The organism is Streptomyces sp. Y20 (assembly GCF_043195475.1).
GTDB lineage: Bacteria > Actinomycetota > Actinomycetes > Streptomycetales > Streptomycetaceae > Streptomyces.
This window is the reverse complement of sequence record NZ_JBIDDP010000003.1, coordinates 348,036-365,628: the sequence shown is the minus strand read 5'-3', so window position 1 is coordinate 365,628 and position 17,593 is coordinate 348,036. Positions and strand designations below refer to the sequence as shown.

The window sequence follows — 17,593 nt, the reverse complement described above, 5'->3', positions numbered from 1 at the left end:
GGGGCCTAGAAGGCGGCCTCGTCCAGCTCCATCAGGTCGAGCTCGACGCCGGCGGCGACCTTGCGGGCGAGCGTGACGCCCGGCAGGACGTTCGCCGCGAAGAACTTCGCCGCGGCGATCTTGCCGGTGTAGAACGCCTTGTCCTTCGCCGAGGCAGTGGCCAGCTTCTCGGCGGCGATGGCGGCGCCCCTGAGCAGCAGGTAGCCGACGACGACGTCACCGGAGGCCATCAGCAGGCGGGTGGTGTTCAGGCCCACCTTGTAGATGTTCTTGGTGTCCTGCTCGGTGGCGGCGAGGTCGGTCAGCATCAGGCCGACGATCGCCTCCAGCTCCACGGCGGCCTTGGCCAGGTGCTCACGGGCGCCGGCCAGGTCCTCGCCGCCGGTGCCGAGCGCGAGGAACTTCTTGATGTCCTCGGCGAGCGAGTTCAGCGCGGCGCCCTGGTTGCGGACGATCTTCCGGAAGAAGAAGTCCTGGCCCTGGATCGCCGTGGTGCCCTCGTACAGGGTGTCGATCTTGGAGTCCCGGATGTACTGCTCGATCGGGTACTCCTGGAGGAAGCCGGAGCCGCCGAAGGTCTGGAGCGACTGGGCGAGCTGCTCGTAGCCCTTCTCGGAGCCGTAGCCCTTGACGATGGGCAGCAGCAGGTCGTTCAGCGCGTGCTCGGCGGAGGCGTCCTCACCGTTCGCCTCCTTGATCTGGATGGCGTCCTGGACCGAGGCGGTGTGGAGCACGAGGGCGCGCATGCCCTCGGCGTACGCCTTCTGCGTGATCAGGGCGCGGCGCACGTCGGGGTGGTGGGTGATGGTGACCTTGGGCGCGGTCTTGTCCAGGAAGTTGGCCAGGTCCGGACCCTGGACGCGCTCCTTGGCGTACTCCAGCGCGTTGAGGTAGCCGGTGGAGAGCGTGGAGATCGCCTTCGTGCCGACCATCATGCGGGCGAACTCGATGATGCGGAACATCTGGCGGATGCCGTCGTGCTTGTCGCCGATCAGCCAGCCCTTGGCGGGGTGCTTGTCGCCGAAGGTCATCTCGCACGTGTTGGACGCCTTGAGGCCCATCTTGTGCTCGACGTTGGTGGCGTAGACGCCGTTGCGCTCGCCCAGTTCGCCGGTCTCGAAGTCGAAGAGGTACTTCGGGACGAGGAAGAGGGACAGGCCCTTGGTGCCGGGGCCGGCGCCCTCGGGGCGCGCGAGGACGTAGTGGAGGATGTTCTCCGACATGTCGTGCTCACCCGAGGTGATGAAGCGCTTCACGCCCTCGATGTGCCAGGAGCCGTCCTCCTGCTGGACCGCCTTGGTGCGGCCGGCGCCCACGTCGGAGCCCGCGTCGGGCTCGGTGAGCACCATGGTGGAGCCCCACTGCTTCTCCACGGCGACCTTGGCGATGTGCTTCTGGACCTCGTTGCCCTCCTCGAAGAGGATGCCGGCGAACGCGGGGCCCGAGGAGTACATCCACACGGCCGGGTTGGCGCCCAGGATCAGCTCGGCGTAGGCCCAGATGAGGGAGCGGGGCGAGGTGGTGCCGCCGATCTCCTCGGGCAGGCCGAGCCGCCAGTACTCGGAGTCCATGAAGGCCTGGTAGCTCTTCTTGAACGACGCGGGGACCGGCGCGGTGTTGGTCTCCGGGTCGAAGACGGGCGGGTTGCGGTCCGCGTCGGTAAAGGACTCGGCCAGTTCGTTCTCGGAGAGGCGGGTCAGCTCCTCCAGGACGCTCTTGGCGGTCTCGACGTCCATCTCCTCGAACGGGCCGGTGCCGTAGACCTTGTCGCGCCCGAGTACCTCGAAGAGGTTGAACTCGATGTCGCGGAGATTCGACTTGTAGTGCCCCATGGCGACGGCTCCGTTGAGAGATCGGCGAGGCACTGGCTCCTCGCACCTAGTTCACGTACCAACAAGTAGCTCCGATGATGCTACCCGTCGGTAATAAGACGCAACCCCTCCCGGCCGAAGTGTGAGAAGGGTCTACCCGGCCGCGCCTGTGAACAGGGTCGTCCGGCGGTCGGGCTGACCGGCCGAAGGCGGGCGACCGCCCGGTACGGGCACCCCGCGCGCTCCGGGACGGCGCCCCGCCCAGGACGGGGCCCTTCCCGGGCCGCCGCCTCGGTACGCTTGCGCGCATGTACGGATACGGCCAGCCGATGGACGGGGGCACTGCCCAGCAGCAGTACGCCCCGCCGCAGCAGCAGATGCCGGGCGGTGCGGGCGGGTACGGCCAGCAGCCGCCGCTCTACCCGGAGCCGTCCCCGCCGTCGCTCGCGGACGCGGTGCGCGCCTTCACCACCGGCCAGCTGGCCGCCGAGGACTTCCAGCAGATCTTCGCCACCTCGAAGGTGTACTGCCCGCGCGGCGACACCCCCGGCTTCCTGGCCCTGCACAACACCCAGCAGCCGGTGATCCCGATGTTCACCTCCCTCAAGGAGCTGCGCCGGTACGCGGGCAAGGAGTCCAAGTACTTCGTCATCACCGGCGCCGAGGTGATCGACCTGCTGCCGACCGGCTACGGCTTCGTCCTGGACATGGAGGGCGAGCACCGGATGGTCTTCGACGCGAAGGCCGTCGAGCAGATGGTCGACTTCGCCATGCGCCGGATGTACGGCGGCTGAGCGGCCCTGTCTCGACCCAGGCGGAAAGAGTGACCCGGAGGGAATGCCCTCCGGGTTTCTCTTGTTCTGGGGAGCGAGAAGTTCAATCGTCAACTAAAGTGGGCCGTACCAAGGAGGTACCCATGCCTGCAGTGACCGTCGAGAACCCGTTGACGCTGCCCCGTGTGACCGCTCCCGCCGACGCCGTGGCACGTCCCGTGCTGACCGTCACGACCGCGCCGAGCGGTTTCGAGGGCGAGGGTTTCCCGGTGCGCCGGGCGTTCGCGGGGATCAACTACCGCCACCTCGACCCGTTCATCATGATGGACCAGATGGGTGAGGTGGAGTACGCGCCGGGCGAGCCCAAGGGCACCCCCTGGCACCCGCACCGCGGCTTCGAGACGGTCACGTACATCATCGACGGGATCTTCGACCACCAGGACAGCCAGGGCGGTGGCGGCACCATCACCAACGGCGACACCCAGTGGATGACGGCCGGTGCGGGCCTGCTGCACATCGAGGCGCCGCCGGAGTCCCTCGTCGTGTCCGGCGGCCTCTTCCATGGCCTCCAGCTGTGGGTGAACCTGCCGGCCAAGGACAAGATGATGGCGCCCCGCTACCAGGACATCCGCGGCGGCAACGTCCAGCTGCTCACCTCCCCCGACGGCGGCGCGCTCCTGCGCGTCATCGCCGGTGAACTGGACGGCCACGCCGGTCCCGGCATCACCCACACCCCGATCACGATGGTCCACGCGACCCTCGCGCCGGGCGCGGAGATCACCCTGCCCTGGCGGGAGGACTTCAACGGGCTGGCGTACGTCCTCGCGGGCCGCGGCGCGGTCGGTGCGGAGCGGCGCCCGGTCCACATGGGCCAGACGGCCGTCTTCGGCGCCGGTTCCTCGCTGACCGTCCGCGCGGACGAGCGGCAGGACACCCACACCCCGGACCTGGAGGTCGTCCTCCTCGGCGGCCGGCCGATCCGTGAACCCATGGCGCACTACGGCCCGTTCGTCATGAACACCCGCGAGGAACTCCAGCAGGCCTTCGAGGACTTCCAGAAGGGCCGCCTGGGCACGGTCCCGGCGGTCCACGGCATGTCCGAGGGCGGGCTGTAGGGCCTTCCGGGGCCGGGTCACCGCCAGTGGTGACGGGCCAGGTCATCGACCCGCGGTGATCGTCGCCGCGCTTCGGTGACCTGGCCCTGTGCGGTTGACCGACGATGCGTCCGTTCGGGGAGCCAGCGCGGACGCGGGCACGTCCGGTTACCTCATTCCGCGCGGTGCGGTCTGCGGGACGCCACCTGCAGGCGGACCTCGGTGGGCAGGTCGGGCAGGCCGGTGGACCGGCGGGCGGTGCGCAGCGGGCCCGCGCACAGGGCACCGAGAGCGGCGCCGGGTGCGGCCTGCGGGGCGAGGACGAGCCGGACGTGGGCGCGGGGGTGGGTGGACCGGCCGGTGACCCGTACGGCCGCGTGCTCGGACTCCGGCAGGGCGCCGGTCTCGGTGGCGATCGCGTCGCTGAGCGCGCGGTCGCGCACTTCGACGCCTTCCTGCGGGGGTGAGCCGCCGACGGACAGCGCTCCGGGGCGGCGTCTGCGCAGCTGGAGGAGCAGCCACCACAGGGCGAGCAGGGCGGCGAGGGCGAGTGCGGCGATGACCGCGGGCCACCACCACCAGCCCTGGCTGCTCCAGCGGGCTCGGTCGGCGGAGCCGAGCAGGACGTCGTCCGCGGTGGTCAGGGGCCAGCCGCCGGGCGGGAGCAGATCGTGTCGCCGGTAGAGGTCGAGTCCGGCGAAGAGCACGAGCAGTCCGCCGCCGAGCAGGACCAGTCCGGTGAGGGCCAGCAGACTGCGGTTGAGTACGTGTCGCGGCGTCATGGTGCGGGCTCCCGGTGTGCGGGTTCTCGGTCAGTCGGTGCGTCGCCGCACCCGTACGACGATGCGGGGAGGGCGGGCGAGGGCCAGCCGGTCACGTTCCTCACCGAGGGCGGCGGTGAGGTCGTCCTTCACCTGCCGGAGGTCGCGGAAGCCGACGTCCGCGCGGGCTCTGACGCGATGGCGGCGCACACGGATGCGGGCCCTGGCGACGCCGGGCACCCGCAGGGCGGCGTCGCGCAGCAGCTCGGCCGCGCCGTCGCGGTCCAGGGAGGCCCGCACGCCGGGTACGGGGGAGCGTAGGGGCAGCCAGTGGCGGAGCCCCGGGGTGAGAGCCAGGACGATCAGCCAGACGCCGAGGGCGGCGGCCACGGAGGCTCCCGCGAGCATCCAGACGTCGTCCACGGAGCGTGTGGCCAGTTCGTCGGCCAGATGCCGTCGCCAGGCCGCCGCCGGGCGTCCCACCCGTACGGCGATGACGTCGATCAGTGCCGCGGCCGCCGCCACGAGGATCACCGAGGCGACCAGCGCCGCCGGGATGCGGCGCGCGGACCATGGCCGGTGGGTCCGGCGCCCCCCGCCGTGCTCACCGTCGGTCAGGTTCTCGGGGGGCGCGTCGCCTTCGGGCGGAACAGGCTCCTGCGTCGACGCGACCGTGGCCGGGACGGAGCCGGGGCCGGGGGGACCCGGGTCGGATGTCATCACGGAGCCCCTTCCTGCACGGCGCACCCGGCGACCCGGGCCGCGCGGCCTCTCACCGGACCCGCCCCCGGCCCGCGTCGGCGGCGGTCAGCAGCCGCCGGACGGTGAGGGTGACCTCTCCCACCCGGAAACCGGTCAGCCGAGCCACTCGTTCGGCGACGTCCTGCTGGATCCGCTCGCAGACCCGGGGGATGTCGGTGGGGTAGGGCAGGTCCATGGTGAGGTGCACGCGCACCGATCCGGCACCGACGGCGGCGGAGGCGCTCGGTGTCATCGGCGCGCTCCGGTCGGGTGGCACGGCGGCGCGCCGCGACTGGGCCGTGCGCGCGGCCTGGACGGCGATACGGGCGACCACCCTGTCCGGGATGACGGTGGCGCCCCGTTCGGCCGGGGGCGGCAGGCCGGCGGCCCGTTCCGGCGGGCCGGGCCCCTGGCCGGCCGGGGGCGAACCGGGCCCGGTCCTCACCGCTGTCTCCGTGTCCGGAGGTCGAGGTCGCCCTGCACGGCGAGACCGACGATCAGGCCCGCCGTCCCCAGGACCAGAACCAGCAGAAAGGCCCAGAAGCCGCCGAAGTAGCCGGCGAAGCCCAGGGCCATGCCGGCCACGAGGCCCGTGGTCGCTGCGTTCATCATGTGCACTCACCCGTCTCGCGAACGTACGTCACCGTTCCCGCGATGACCCGCGCCCGCCCGGGGCGCGGCGGTCGGATCACCTCACGCGGCTCTCGTCCGGTTCGGCCTCTTCCCTCTCGTCGGGAAGGTGGACGTCGTCGACGGCGATGTTCACCTCGACGACTTCGAGTCCCGTCATCCGCTCCACGGCGCCGATCACGTTGGTGCGTACGTCGCCGGCGACGTCGACGATGGAGACGCCGTACTCGACGACGACATCCAGGTCCACGGCGGCCTGGCGCTCGCCGACCTCGACCTTCACCCCTCGTGTGACGGCCGCGCTTCCGCTTCCGCCGGGGACGCGTTCCCGCATCGCCCCGAAGGTGCGGGACATGCCCGCCCCGAGGCTGTGGATCCCGGATGTCTCGCGGGCGGCCATGCCCGCGATCTTGGCCACCACGCCGTCGGCGATGGTGGTCCTCCCCCGTGTCTCGGCCGGGGCCCCGGCCCCGGTACGGCCCTTGAGGGCGCTCACGCCCGCGTCGGACCTGCCGCCCCCGCCGACGCTGGTGATGTTTTCCGTCATGGCGGTCGCCTCGATCGGTCGGCCGGACACCGGTGCGGCGTCCGTCGAAAGGTTGGACACGCGGGGCAGCACGGTCCTCACATCCATGGTGTGTGACGTGCATCACACACCCGGCCGGGGGTACCCGTCCGTCCGAGCCTGCTCGGGAGCGTCATGACCGAACGCACTGTTGCCCCGCGGCTGGGGTACGACCTGCCGGACCGGCTGCTGGCCGTACGTGCGGCCGAAGGGGACGAGGATTCCTTCGCCGTTCTCGTCCAGCGGCACGGCCGCCCCCTCCTGGCCCTGGCCCGTCACATGCTCGGCAACCCCCAGGACGCCGAGGAGGCCGTTCAGGACGCCTTCATCAGCGCCTGGCGGCGACTGCCGGAGTACCGCCACGACGCGGAGTTCCGCACCTGGATGTACCGGATCACGGTCAACCGCTGCCTGACCATGCGCCGCCGCCGGCCGCCGACCCTGCCCCTGGACGCCGTCGCCGAACCCGAGGCGGGGAACGCCTGGAGCCAGCCCGCCCGGACCGCCGAGCAGGAAGCGGCCACCACCGCCCTGTCCCGGGCGCTCTTCGAGCTGGACGCCGGGCAGCGGATTTGCTGGATCCTGCGTGAGGTGCAGGGCCTGTCCTACCGGGAGATCGCCCAGGTGACACGGAGCAGCGAACAGACGGTGCGCGGCAAACTGTTCAGGGCACGCCGATCCTTGCAGGAGGCGATGGGCCCATGGCGCTAGACGATCCGAACGCACGGCTTTCCCGGGCCTCCGAGCCGGACGGACCCCGCACCGGCCCGGCCGCCGAGGACGTGCCCCCGTTCGCCGGTGACGAGGTGCTGCCCTGCGGCCGCCTGCTCAGCCGGGTCTGGGAGCAGGCGCGGGACGCGCCGCCCGCCGCGGACCCGCACACCGTCTCCTGCCCTTACTGCCACGAGGCCGTCGAGGGACTGGCACCGGTGAACGCGGCCACCCGGGCGCTGCGCGCCGAGGGCACCCCGGGCCTGCACGCACTGGCCAGCCGTGTCATGGACATCGTCAGGGCGGAGGTGCGGCTCGGCCGGCTGCTGCCCCTGGCCGACCCGGACCGCGACCTGCGGATCGCCGAGAGCGCCGCCGCGAGGGTACTGCGGCAGGCCGCTGACACCGTCCCCGGTGCCAGGTCCGCGACCTGCCGGCTCGTTCCCGAGGGCCAAGGCACCGACGTGCGGGTGACCATGACGCTGGCCGCCGCTCTCGACCGCCCGCTGCCCTGCCGGGTCCACCAGGTACGCCGATCGGTCCTCGACTCGGCCGGACAGGACCTGGGGCTCGCCGTGACGGCCGTCGACATCACCGTGTTCGACGTCCTCGAGCCGGAGCCGGAGCCGCCCCTCGGTCCCGGCCTCCCGGTCGGCGGGGGTACGCGATGACCGCCGTCCGCCCGCACACGCTTCTCGGCGTGGCCGCCGAAGCGGCCCTCGCGACCCCCGGCGTGGCCGGACTGCACCCCCGCCTCGCCCACCGCCTCGCGGCGGCCGCCGCACCCGCCCGTACGGACACCACGCCTCACCGCGCGTCGCCCGAGGCGGGTGTCCGCGCCGACCGGGCGCCGGACGGTTCGGGATGGCGCATCGAGGTGCGCTGCGTCCTGGACGAGGGCCGGCGGGTGCTGGACATCGCCCGGGACGTCCACGACCGGGTGGCGGCGGCCGCCATCTCCCACCTCGCCGCCCTCGGTGCCGCGGAGCGGGTCACGGTCGAGGTCACGGTGACCCGGGTCGGACCCCGGCGCGAGACGGCATGAGTGCCGGGTCGTCCGCCGCACGGCGACCCGGGCGGCGGACACCGTGCCGGCGGGGTCGCCCCTCTCACCGGCTCACCCGCCCGGCCCCTCGTCGTAGGACAGGTGCCGGGGTATGTGGTCGGGTGGGGGTGTGCTTCTGTTGCCCGCGGCCGTTCGGCGGCTCGCTGCCTGGTGTGTCGTGCTGTTGCTCGTCGCCGGGGTGGGGTGGGTCGGGGTGCGGTTGTGCGCGCAGTTGCGTACGGCCGTCACGCCGGTGCTGCTCGCGCTGCTCGGGACCGCGCTGCTCGGGCCGCTGTACCGGCGGATGGTGCGGGCCGGGGTGCAGCCGTCGGTCGCGGCGGGGCTGACCTGCGTCGCCGTGGTGGCCGTCGTCGGTGGGGCCCTGTACATCATCGTCGCCGCGCTGATCGACACCGGCGGGCAGATCACCGCCTCGCTCCGGGACGCCGCCCGCAGCGTCACACGGCACTTCGGGGCCTCCGGTGCCGGGTTCGGCGACCTCTCCGGCAACGCGCGCACCCTGCTGGGGAAGTTCGGCGGCACCGCCGTGTCCAACGTCATCAGCGGGGCCGGTGTCGTCGCCGAGACCGTCGCCATGGCCGTACTCGCGCTGCTCCTCGTCTTCTTCTTCCTGCGTGACTCCGACCGGGCCGTGGCCGCGGCGAGGTCCCTCGCGCCCGGCGGCACCGCCGACACCGTCGAGGCCATCGGCCGGCGGGCCTTCGCCGCGGTCGAGGGGTTCATGCGCGGGACCACTCTCATCGCCCTCATCGACGCCCTGTGCATCACCGTCGGCCTGCTCGTCCTCAGGGTGCCCGGCGCGGTCGGGCTGGGCGCGCTCGTCTTCGTCGGCGCCTACATCCCGTATCTGGGGGCGTTCGTCTCCGGTGCGGTGGCCGTGCTGGTCGCCCTCGCCGACCGGGGGTTCGTCATCGCGCTGTGGGTGTTCGCGGTGGTGCTCGCCGTGCAGCTGCTGGAGGGGCACGTGCTGCAGCCGGTGATCCAGAGCCGGACCGTGCAGATGCACCCGGCCGTGGTGCTGCTGGCGATCACCGCGGGCGCCTCCGTCGCGGGCGTCCTCGGCATGCTCCTCGCGGTCCCGCTGACCGCGGCGGCCTTCGGGGTCGTACGGGAACTGAGGGAACGTCACACGGCCGGGCCCGGACCGTCCGCCGGCGCGTCCGGCGGCTCGTAGAGGACGAACCAGATGCTCTTGCCCTCGCCCCGCGGGTCCACCCCCCAGGCGTCCGCGAGGAGTTCGATCAGCATCAGGCCCCGGCCGGAGGAGGCCAGTTCGCCGGGGCGGCGCTTGTGCGGCAGGTCGTCCCCGGTGTCGAAGACCTCCACCCGCAGCCGCCGCCCGCCGCCCTCGCCCGTGACCTCGGCCAGCAGCAGCGCGTCGGCGTCGGTGTGCACCAGCACGTTGGTGACCATCTCGGAGACCAGCAGCACCGCCGAGTCCACCTGCTCGGCCGACGCCCAGTCGTGCAGCAGGTCGCGCAGGTACTGACGGGCCTCGGCGATCCGCTCGGGTTCGTCCTGCCCCACCGACAGCAGGGTGCGCCGCACCCTGGGCCGTACGGTCGTGCTCCGCACGGCGGCGGTCCCGCAGCCGCCGTCCTCGCCGGGCCGGCAGAGCAGCAGCAGCGCGATGTCGTCCTCGCGGCGGTCGGCCAGCGGACCGGTGGTGTGGTGCGAGGACGGCCCGTGCACGCCTTGCACCAGCGCGTCGGCCAGCGTCTCCAGGTCGTCCGCGTGGTCCTCCAGGATCGCCCGCAGCCGGTGCCAGCCGCTGGCCATGTCGTGTCCGCCGGTCTCGATCAGGCCGTCGGTGCACAGCATCAGCGTCTCGCCGGGTTCGAGGGCGAACCGGGTCGTCGGGTAGTCGGCGTCGGGGTCGATGCCCAGCGGCAGTCCCCCCGCCGTCGGGCGCAGCATCACCGTGCCGTCGGCCATCCGGATCACCGGGTGCGGGTGCCCGGCGCGGGCGATCTCCAGCATCCCGGTCGCCGGGTCGGCCTCGCCGTACAGGCAGGTCGCGAACCGCAGGTCGGTCATCTCCTCGTCGTGCGTGATCCCGTGCAGGAAGCGGGAGGCGCGGGAGAGGACGGCGTCCGGGCGGTGTCCCTCGGCGGCGTAGGCGCGCAGCGCGATGCGCAGCTGGCCCATGAGCCCGGCCGCGCGGACGTCGTGGCCCTGGACGTCGCCGATGACCAGCGCGAACCGGCCGGAGGGCAGCGGGATCATGTCGTACCAGTCACCGCCGACCTGGAGTCCGCCACCGGTCGGGATGTAGCGGGCGGCCACCCGCATGCCCGGGATCTCGGGACCCAGCGAGGGCAGCATGGAGCGCTGGAGGCCGTCGGTCAGCTCCCGTTCGGACTCGGCGGTGCCGGCCCGGGACAGGGCCTGGGCGAGCATCCGGGCGACCGTCGCCAGCACGGCCCGCTCGTCGGGCGTGAACGCCACCGGATAGGTGAAGCCCGCCATCCAGGTGCCCATGGTGCGCCCGGCCACGGTCAGCGGCAGGAACGCCCAGGACCGGCGGGCGAAGTGCCGGGCGAGCGGCCAGGTGGCCGGGTAGCGGGCCTTGTACTCCTCGGGGGAGGACAGGTAGACCGCGCGACCGGTGCGGACCACCTCGGTCGCCGGGTAGTCGGTGGTCAACGGCATGTACGCGAAGGGGCCCATGTCGCCGGGCTGGTGACCGTGCTGGCCGGTGATGGTCAGCCGGTCGCCCTCGACGCCGAACAGGATGAGGCCGTCCGGGGTGAACCCCGGCATCGACAGGCCGGCCACCACCCGCAGCACCTCCTCCGTCGAGCGGGCCTCGGCCAGCGCCCGGCCCGCGTCGAGCAGGAACGCCTCGCGGGAGCGCCGCCAGTCGCCGGTGACCGCGCTGCGGGCCGCCGCCGTGCCCGGGATCGGCTCGGTCACCTCCTGGAGGGTGCCGATCAGCTCGTACGCCCGCCGCTCGGGGTCGAAGGACGGCTTGGAGCGGCTGCGGACCACCCGCAGGACGGCGCCCTCCTCGTCCATGATCCGGATCCGGACCTCGGCGAGGGTGCCCTCGGCGACCGCCAGCGGCACCACACCGGTGATCTCGCTCCAGTCGACGGGGTGCAGCCGGGCCCGGGTCTCGGCTTCGGTGAGGGTGACCGGCTTCGGGGGCAGCCCGAGCAGCCGGGCCGCCTCCGCGTCCACGGTGACCAGCCCGGTTGCCGTGTCCCAGTGCCACATCCCGGTCGCGAGGGCGGCGAGGACGTCCTCGACGGACGGGAGGGGCTCGCCTGTGCGCATTGGCCTACTTTAGGAATAGATGACCGATAACTGCCACTGTAGCCGGGCGGACGGTGACGGTGGGGAGCCCATCTCGGCCTGCCCGGTACCCTTGACGGGTCCGGGCCCCCGTGCCCGTTCCCGCGGGTCGGTGAGCCGGCGGGAGAGAACCCCACCACGAAGGACGATGAACGACGATGCATCGGTACAGGTCCCACACCTGCGGCCAGCTCCGCGCCTCTGACGTCGGCACCGACGTCCGGCTGAGCGGCTGGCTGCACAATCGGCGCGACCTGGGCGGCATCCTCTTCATCGATCTGCGCGACCACTACGGCATCACCCAGCTGGTCGCCCGCCCCGGCACCCCCGCGTACGAGGCCCTGGACGGCATCTCCAAGGAGTCCACGGTCCGCGTCGACGGCCGCGTCGTCTCCCGCGGCGCCGAGAACGTCAACCCCGACCTGCCGACCGGCGAGATCGAGGTCGAGGTCGGCGAGGTCGAGCTGCTGGGCGCGGCCCAGCCGCTGCCCTTCACCATCAACACCGAGGACGGGGTCAACGAGGAGCGGCGCCTGGAGTACCGCTTCCTGGACCTGCGCCGCGAGCGCATGCACCGCAACATCATGCTGCGTACGGCGGTCATCGGCGCGATCCGCCAGAAGATGACGGCGCTCGGCTTCAACGAGATGGCGACCCCCATCCTGACGGCCACCTCCCCCGAGGGCGCCCGCGACTTCGTGGTCCCCTCCCGGCTGCACCCGGGCCGGTTCTACGCCCTGCCCCAGGCCCCGCAGCAGTTCAAGCAGCTGCTGATGATCTCCGGCTTCGACCGCTACTTCCAGATCGCGCCCTGCTTCCGCGACGAGGACGCCCGCGCCGACCGCTCGCCGGGCGAGTTCTACCAGCTCGACGTCGAGATGAGCTTCGTGGAGCAGGAGGACGTCTTCCGGCCGATCGAGCAGCTGATGACCGAGCTGTTCGAGGAGTTCGGGGGCGGACGCCACGTCACCTCCCCGTTCCCGCGCATCCCGTTCCGCGAGGCGATGCTCAAGTACGGCTCCGACAAGCCGGACCTGCGCGCCAAGCTGGAGCTGGTGGACATCACCGACGTCTTCGAGGGCTCGGAGTTCAAGGCGTTCGCCGGCAAGCACGTACGCGCCCTGCCGGTGCCGGCGGTCCAGGACCAGCCGCGCAAGTTCTTCGACCAGCTCGGCGACTTCGCCGTGACGCTGGGCGCGAAGGGCCTGGCCTGGGTCCGCGTCGGCGAGGACGGTTCGCTGTCCGGCCCGATCGCGAAGTTCCTCACCGAGGAGAACGTCGCGGAGCTGACCAAGCGGCTCTCCCTGGCCCCCGGCCACGCGGTCTTCTTCGGCGCGGGCGAGTTCGACGAGGTCTCCAAGATCATGGGCGCGGTCCGCGTCGAGGCCGCCAAGCGGGCCGGCCACTTCGAGGAGAACGTCTTCCGCTTCTGCTGGATCGTCGACTTCCCGATGTTCGAGAAGGACGAGGAGACCGGCCGGATCGACTTCTCGCACAACCCGTTCTCCATGCCGCAGGGCGGCATGGACGCGCTGGAGAACCAGGACCCGCTGGATGTCCTGGCCTGGCAGTACGACATCGTGTGCAACGGCGTCGAGCTGTCCTCCGGCGCGATCCGGAACCACGAGCCGGACATCATGCTGAAGGCCTTCGAGATCGCGGGCTACGACCACGAGACCACCGAGCGCGAGTTCGCGGGCATGCTCCGCGCGTTCCGCTTCGGCGCCCCGCCGCACGGCGGCATCGCCCCGGGCGTGGACCGTATCGTCATGCTCCTCGCGGACGAGCCCAACATCCGCGAGACGATCGCCTTCCCGCTCAACGGCAACGCCCAGGATCTGATGATGGGCGCCCCGACCGAGCTGGAGGAGTCCCGCCTGCGCGAGCTGCACCTGAACATCAGGAAGCCGCAGCCGAAGTAGGCGGCACGGCAGTGCCGGCGCGCGCCGATCCGTCCTGACCCGCTCTCGACGACCGGCGCGCGCCGCCCCTAGACGCCGGCGCCCGGGCCGGCCGAGTCGTCGTCGCCCCCGTCCCCGTCCTCCTCCTCGGCGTCGGGAGAGGCTCCGTCCTCCAGCAACCGTTCGGCGATGTCGTCGGACCAGTGCTGGGCCCAGGCGCGCAGAGCGGCGATCCGCTCACCGTCCAGGCCGAGGCGGAGGAAGTCGGCGTCGGCGTAGAAGTCCGTGCCGGTCAGCCGGGACTGCAGGGTGGGCAGGTCGAAGGGGTCGTGGGCGTGCCGGCGCCCCAGCTCCTCCAGCCGCGGCAGGGAGAACCGGGCCGCCGCCGCCCGCGCGTCCACGAGGTCGACGGCCGCGCCCCGGTCGTACAGCGCGCGGATCTTCGTACCGACCGCGTCCTCCAGGGAGAGCGCCAGGCCGTACCCGGTGAGTTCCGGCGGCTGCCAGAACACCTCCTTGTGCAGTGTGAGCGCGCACTCCTCGCCGCTCACCGGATCCGTGACCATCAGCTGCGCGGTGAGCGCGGTGCGGGCTCCGGTGCGCACCTGCCGCCCCCGCGCCTCCAGCGCCGCGCCGACGGCGGCGGCGATGTCCTCCATGGCCCCGGAACTCTCCGTGGCGAGGTCGAGATCGGCGTGCGGGCGCCGCAGCAGCCCATGGGCCTGGAGCGCGTACCCGCCGGCGAGCACCAGGCCGTACGGTCCGCCCACCGGGACGACGTCCGCGAGGAGGCGGTGATGAGGTTCGGGGATGTCCACGGGGAGATCATTTCCGGCTTACGGGGACGCACACGCGACGCCCGGCGCGACAGGGGCGCCGGAAGCCCGCGGATCACCCGAAGGAATTGCTCCGGACGCGGCAACCTTGCGGCGGGCGGCGGCCACTGAGGGAGCGTAAGACTCGTTCAGCAGACCCGTAAGGACTCCTCCGTGGCAGCTCCCTCCCACCGCCGGTCCCTCCGCGGGCGGCGCACCCTCGCCGTGTCCGCCGCCGTCGTGGCCGCCGGTGTCGGCGCCGGGGTGTTCGTGATGACCGCGAACGCCGACGCCGTCGACCTGTACCACCAGACGCTCCCCGCCAAGGACGGCTGGGCCGCCGCCGGCACGGGGACGACCGGCGGCGCGAAGGCCGACTCCGCGCACACCTTCACCGTCACCAGCCGCGCCCAGCTCGTGAAGGCGCTCGGCTCGGCCTCCGACACCGCGCCCCGCGTCATCAAGGTCAAGGGCACCATCGACGCCAACACCGACGACAGCGGCAAGAAGCTGACCTGCGCGGACTACGCGGCCGGCACCGGGTACTCCCTGGCGGCCTACCTCAAGGCGTACGACCCCGCCACCTACGGCCGCTCCAAGCTGCCCTCCGGCACCCAGGAGAAGGCCCGCGCCGCCGCCCAGGACAAGCAGGCGAAGAACATCGTCTTCAAGGTGCCCGCCAACACCACGATCACGGGCGTGCCCGGCACCGGCGCCGGAATCACCGGCGGCAGCCTCCAGGTGAAGAGCGTCGACAACGTCATCATCCGCAACCTGGCCTTCTCCGCCACCGAGGACTGCTTCCCGCAGTGGGACCCGACGGACGGCGACGACGGCAACTGGAACTCCGCCTACGACGCCGTCACCCTGCGCGGTGCCACGCACGTGTGGGCGGACCACAACTCGTTCACCGACGCGCCCCACCTCGACCGGGCAAACCCCGAGTACTTCGGCCGCGAGTACCAGATCCACGACGGCGCGCTCGACATCACCAACGGCTCCGACCTGGTGACCGTCGAACGCAACCGGTTCACCGACCACGACAAGACGATGCTGATCGGCTCCAGCGACAAGGACAGCACCGGCAAGCTGCGGGTCTCCATCCACCACAACGTGTGGAAGGGCATCGTCCAGCGCGCCCCGCTGGCCCGCATCGGCCAGATCCACGTCTACGACAACGTGTACGACACGACGACCGTCGACGGCTACGCGCCCCTGTACAGCATCAACTCCCGCGCGAAGGCCCAGGTCGTCGCCGAGGACAACTACTGGACGGTGCCGTCCGGCGGCAAGGTCGCCAAGCTGCTCAGCGGCGACGGCACCGGCTCGGTCGCGGGCAGCGGCAACCTCGTCAACGGCACGGCCACCGACCTGGTCGCCGCGTACAACGCCGCTTCCTCGAAGAAGATCAGGACGACCGTGAACTGGACCCCGACGCTCACCGCGGGCCTGCAGACGTCGGCGAAGAACCTGCCGACGGAACTGGCGACGACCACGGGTGCCGGTGTGCTGAAGTGACCCGGTAGCGCCGGACGGCATGCGAAAGGGCGCCGAGCACCCGGCTCGGCGCCCTCAGCGGGCATCAGCGCGGCGCGGTCAGCCCTCGTCGCCGCCGAAACGCTCCTTGTACGTGGCCAGGTCCTCGTCCGTCAGCTTGGCGAACAGCACCGGCGGCACCGTGAACGGGGTCCCGGCCGGGACGGAGGCCAGGGTCTTCGCCTCGTCGGCGGTGACCCAGGCGGCGGTGTCGTCCGACAGGGCGAAGGCCGCGCGCATCACCGCCGAGCTGGCCGGGATCAGCGGCTCGGAGACCACCGCGTACAGGTGGATCAGGTTCATCGCCGTACGCAGGGTGAGGGCCGCGCCGTCCTTGTCCGTCTTGATCTCCAGCCAGGGGGCCTTCTCCTCCAGGTAGGAGTTGCCGGCCGACCACAGGGCGCGCAGCGCCGCGGCGGCCTTGCGGAACTGGAGGGCCTCCATCTGCTCCTCGTACTCGGCGAGCAGCCGGGCGATCTCCTCGCCGAGCCGCGTCTCCGCCTCGCCGGGCGTGCCGCCGGCCGGTACGTCGTCGCCGAAGCGCTTGCGGGAGAAGGACAGCACGCGGTTGACGAAATTGCCGAGGGTGTCGGCGAGGTCCTTGTTCACCGTGGCGGTGAAGTGCTCCCAGGTGAAGGACGAGTCGTCCGACTCGGGGGCGTTGGCGACCAGGAAGTAACGCCAGTAGTCGGCGGGCAGGATGTCCAGCGCCTGGTCGGTGAAGACGCCCCGCTTCTGCGACGTGGAGAACTTGCCGCCGTAGTACGTCAGCCAGTTGAAGGCCTTGACGTAGTCGACCTTCTTCCACGGCTCGCGCACGCCCAGCTCGGTGGCCGGGAACATCACGGTGTGGAAGGGGACGTTGTCCTTCGCCATGAACTCGGTGTAGCGGACGGTGTCGTCCGCCTCGTACCACCAGGACTTCCAGTCCCGGGTCTCCCCGTCGGGGGCGGCGTCCGCCCACTCCTTCGTCGCACCGATGTACTCGATCGGGGCGTCGAACCAGACGTAGAACACCTTGCCCTCGGCCGCCAGCTCCGGCCAGGTGTCCGCCGGCACGGGAACGCCCCAGTCCAGGTCACGGGTGATCGCGCGGTCGTGCAGGCCCTCGGTCAGCCACTTGCGGGCGATGGAGGAGGCGAGCTGCGGCCAGTCGTCCTCGTGCCGGGCGACCCAGGCCTCGACCTCGTGCTGGAGCTTGGACTGGAGCAGGAAGAGATGCCTGGTCTCGCGGACCTCGAGCTCCGTGGAGCCGGAGATCGCCGAGCGCGGGTCGATCAGGTCGGTCGGGTCCAGGACGCGGGTGCAGTTCTCGCACTGGTCGCCGCGGGCCTTGTCGTAACCGCAGTGCGGGCAGGTGCCCTCGACATAGCGGTCCGGGAGGAAGCGCCCGTCGGCCGGGGAGTACACCTGGCGGATCGCCCGCTCCTCGATGAAGCCGTTCTCGTTCAGCTTCCGCGCGAAGTGCTGGGTGATCTCCACGTTCTGCGGGCTGGAGCTGCGGCCGAAGTAGTCGAACGCCAGCGCGAAGCCGTCGTAGATCGCCTTCTGCGCGTCGTGCGCCTGCGCGCAGAACTCGTCCACCGGCAGGCCCCGCTCCTTCGCGGCCAGCTCGGCGGGGGTGCCGTGCTCGTCGGTCGCGCAGATGTACAGGACGTCGTGGCCGCGCTGGCGGAGGTAGCGGGAGTACACGTCCGCCGGGAGCATGGACCCCACCATGTTGCCCAGGTGCTTGATCCCGTTGATGTACGGAAGGGCGCTGGTGATGAGGTGTCGAGCCATCGCGGCTGCTCCCAGGTCGGGGGGTTGTACGAACCTTGAAATCGTAGCCGAGACGGGTGGGCCGCCCGCCTCCCGTTTTGCAGAGTGGGAAGGGGCGGCCGGGTCGCGCG

The 17,593-nt window shown here is 71.8% G+C and carries 17 protein-coding genes; 8 read left to right on the top strand and 9 right to left on the bottom strand.

Annotated features, from left to right (window positions below):
• Positions 1-5 precede the first annotated feature (5 nt).
• Positions 6-1,832, bottom strand: coding sequence for an acyl-CoA dehydrogenase (locus ACGFT1_RS09960; RefSeq protein WP_373908756.1), 1,827 nt, complete (start codon positions 1,830-1,832; stop codon positions 6-8).
• Between the two features lie 287 nt (positions 1,833-2,119).
• Here ACGFT1_RS09960 and ACGFT1_RS09955 point away from each other — a divergent pair, with 287 nt between their 5' ends.
• Positions 2,120-2,605, top strand: coding sequence for an SseB family protein (locus ACGFT1_RS09955; protein WP_356818959.1), 486 nt, complete (start codon positions 2,120-2,122; stop codon positions 2,603-2,605).
• A gap of 122 nt (positions 2,606-2,727) precedes the next feature.
• On the top strand, positions 2,728-3,699 hold the full coding sequence (locus tag ACGFT1_RS09950; RefSeq protein WP_373908527.1) for a pirin family protein: 972 nt from the start codon (positions 2,728-2,730) through the stop codon (positions 3,697-3,699).
• A 152-nt stretch (positions 3,700-3,851) separates the two neighbouring features.
• Here ACGFT1_RS09950 and ACGFT1_RS09945 read toward each other — a convergent pair whose 3' ends face one another.
• The 5 genes from ACGFT1_RS09945 to ACGFT1_RS09925 form a co-directional block, all read right to left on the bottom strand.
• Positions 3,852-4,460 carry an alkaline shock response membrane anchor protein AmaP gene (locus tag ACGFT1_RS09945; RefSeq protein ID WP_373908526.1) on the bottom strand — a complete coding sequence of 203 codons (609 nt, stop codon included), beginning with the start codon at positions 4,458-4,460 and terminating at the stop codon, positions 3,852-3,854.
• Between the two features lie 30 nt (positions 4,461-4,490).
• Positions 4,491-5,159, bottom strand: a complete 669-nt coding sequence (locus ACGFT1_RS09940; RefSeq protein WP_373908525.1) for a DUF6286 domain-containing protein — start codon at positions 5,157-5,159, stop codon at positions 4,491-4,493.
• Positions 5,160-5,211: 52 nt separating this feature from the next.
• A complete protein-coding gene (locus tag ACGFT1_RS09935) occupies positions 5,212-5,625 on the bottom strand; it encodes an Asp23/Gls24 family envelope stress response protein (protein WP_373908524.1) in 414 nt (137 codons plus the stop codon).
• Positions 5,622-5,792 carry a hypothetical protein gene (locus tag ACGFT1_RS09930; protein ID WP_361990024.1) on the bottom strand — a complete coding sequence of 57 codons (171 nt, stop codon included), beginning with the start codon at positions 5,790-5,792 and terminating at the stop codon, positions 5,622-5,624. The genes ACGFT1_RS09935 and ACGFT1_RS09930 overlap by 4 nt, the downstream gene beginning before the upstream one ends.
• 76 nt (positions 5,793-5,868) lie before the next feature.
• On the bottom strand, positions 5,869-6,357 hold the full coding sequence (locus ACGFT1_RS09925; protein ID WP_373908523.1) for an Asp23/Gls24 family envelope stress response protein: 489 nt from the start codon (positions 6,355-6,357) through the stop codon (positions 5,869-5,871).
• Between the two features lie 153 nt (positions 6,358-6,510).
• On the opposite strand from ACGFT1_RS09925, the gene ACGFT1_RS09920 reads away from it, so the two are divergent.
• The 4 genes from ACGFT1_RS09920 to ACGFT1_RS09905 all read left to right on the top strand — a co-directional run bounded on the left by ACGFT1_RS09920 (position 6,511) and on the right by ACGFT1_RS09905 (position 9,326).
• Positions 6,511-7,086, top strand: a complete 576-nt coding sequence (locus ACGFT1_RS09920; RefSeq protein WP_373908522.1) for an RNA polymerase sigma factor — start codon at positions 6,511-6,513, stop codon at positions 7,084-7,086.
• Positions 7,077-7,757: a hypothetical protein gene (locus tag ACGFT1_RS09915; RefSeq protein WP_373908521.1), complete on the top strand. Its 681-nt coding sequence runs from the start codon at positions 7,077-7,079 to the stop codon at positions 7,755-7,757. Before ACGFT1_RS09920 ends, ACGFT1_RS09915 begins: the two co-directional genes overlap by 10 nt.
• Positions 7,754-8,131: a hypothetical protein gene (locus ACGFT1_RS09910; RefSeq protein ID WP_373908520.1), complete on the top strand. Its 378-nt coding sequence runs from the start codon at positions 7,754-7,756 to the stop codon at positions 8,129-8,131. The genes ACGFT1_RS09915 and ACGFT1_RS09910 overlap by 4 nt, the downstream gene beginning before the upstream one ends.
• Positions 8,132-8,261: 130 nt before the next feature.
• A complete protein-coding gene (locus ACGFT1_RS09905; protein ID WP_373908519.1) occupies positions 8,262-9,326 on the top strand; it encodes an AI-2E family transporter in 1,065 nt (354 codons plus the stop codon).
• Here ACGFT1_RS09905 and ACGFT1_RS09900 read toward each other — a convergent pair.
• Positions 9,278-11,431 (bottom strand): SpoIIE family protein phosphatase, encoded by a 2,154-nt coding sequence (locus ACGFT1_RS09900; RefSeq protein WP_373908518.1) that lies wholly within the window; start codon positions 11,429-11,431, stop codon positions 9,278-9,280. The two genes, ACGFT1_RS09905 and ACGFT1_RS09900, sit on opposite strands and share 49 nt — an antisense overlap.
• Positions 11,432-11,607: 176 nt before the next feature.
• Here ACGFT1_RS09900 and aspS point away from each other — a divergent pair, with 176 nt between their 5' ends.
• Positions 11,608-13,371 (top strand): aspartate--tRNA ligase, encoded by a 1,764-nt coding sequence (gene aspS / locus ACGFT1_RS09895; protein WP_373908517.1) that lies wholly within the window; start codon positions 11,608-11,610, stop codon positions 13,369-13,371.
• A 68-nt stretch (positions 13,372-13,439) separates the two neighbouring features.
• Here aspS and ACGFT1_RS09890 read toward each other — a convergent pair whose 3' ends face one another.
• On the bottom strand, positions 13,440-14,168 hold the full coding sequence (locus ACGFT1_RS09890; RefSeq protein WP_373908516.1) for a hypothetical protein: 729 nt from the start codon (positions 14,166-14,168) through the stop codon (positions 13,440-13,442).
• A gap of 171 nt (positions 14,169-14,339) precedes the next feature.
• Between ACGFT1_RS09890 and ACGFT1_RS09885 the strand changes: the two genes are divergently transcribed.
• Entirely contained in the window at positions 14,340-15,683 is a 1,344-nt protein-coding gene (locus ACGFT1_RS09885) for a polysaccharide lyase family 1 protein (RefSeq protein ID WP_373908515.1), read from the top strand.
• 78 nt (positions 15,684-15,761) lie between these two features.
• Here the strand turns inward: ACGFT1_RS09885 and metG are convergent, their stop codons facing one another.
• Complete coding sequence (gene metG, locus ACGFT1_RS09880) at positions 15,762-17,483, bottom strand: methionine--tRNA ligase (protein ID WP_373908514.1); 1,722 nt, start codon at positions 17,481-17,483, stop codon at positions 15,762-15,764.
• Positions 17,484-17,593 lie beyond the last annotated feature (110 nt).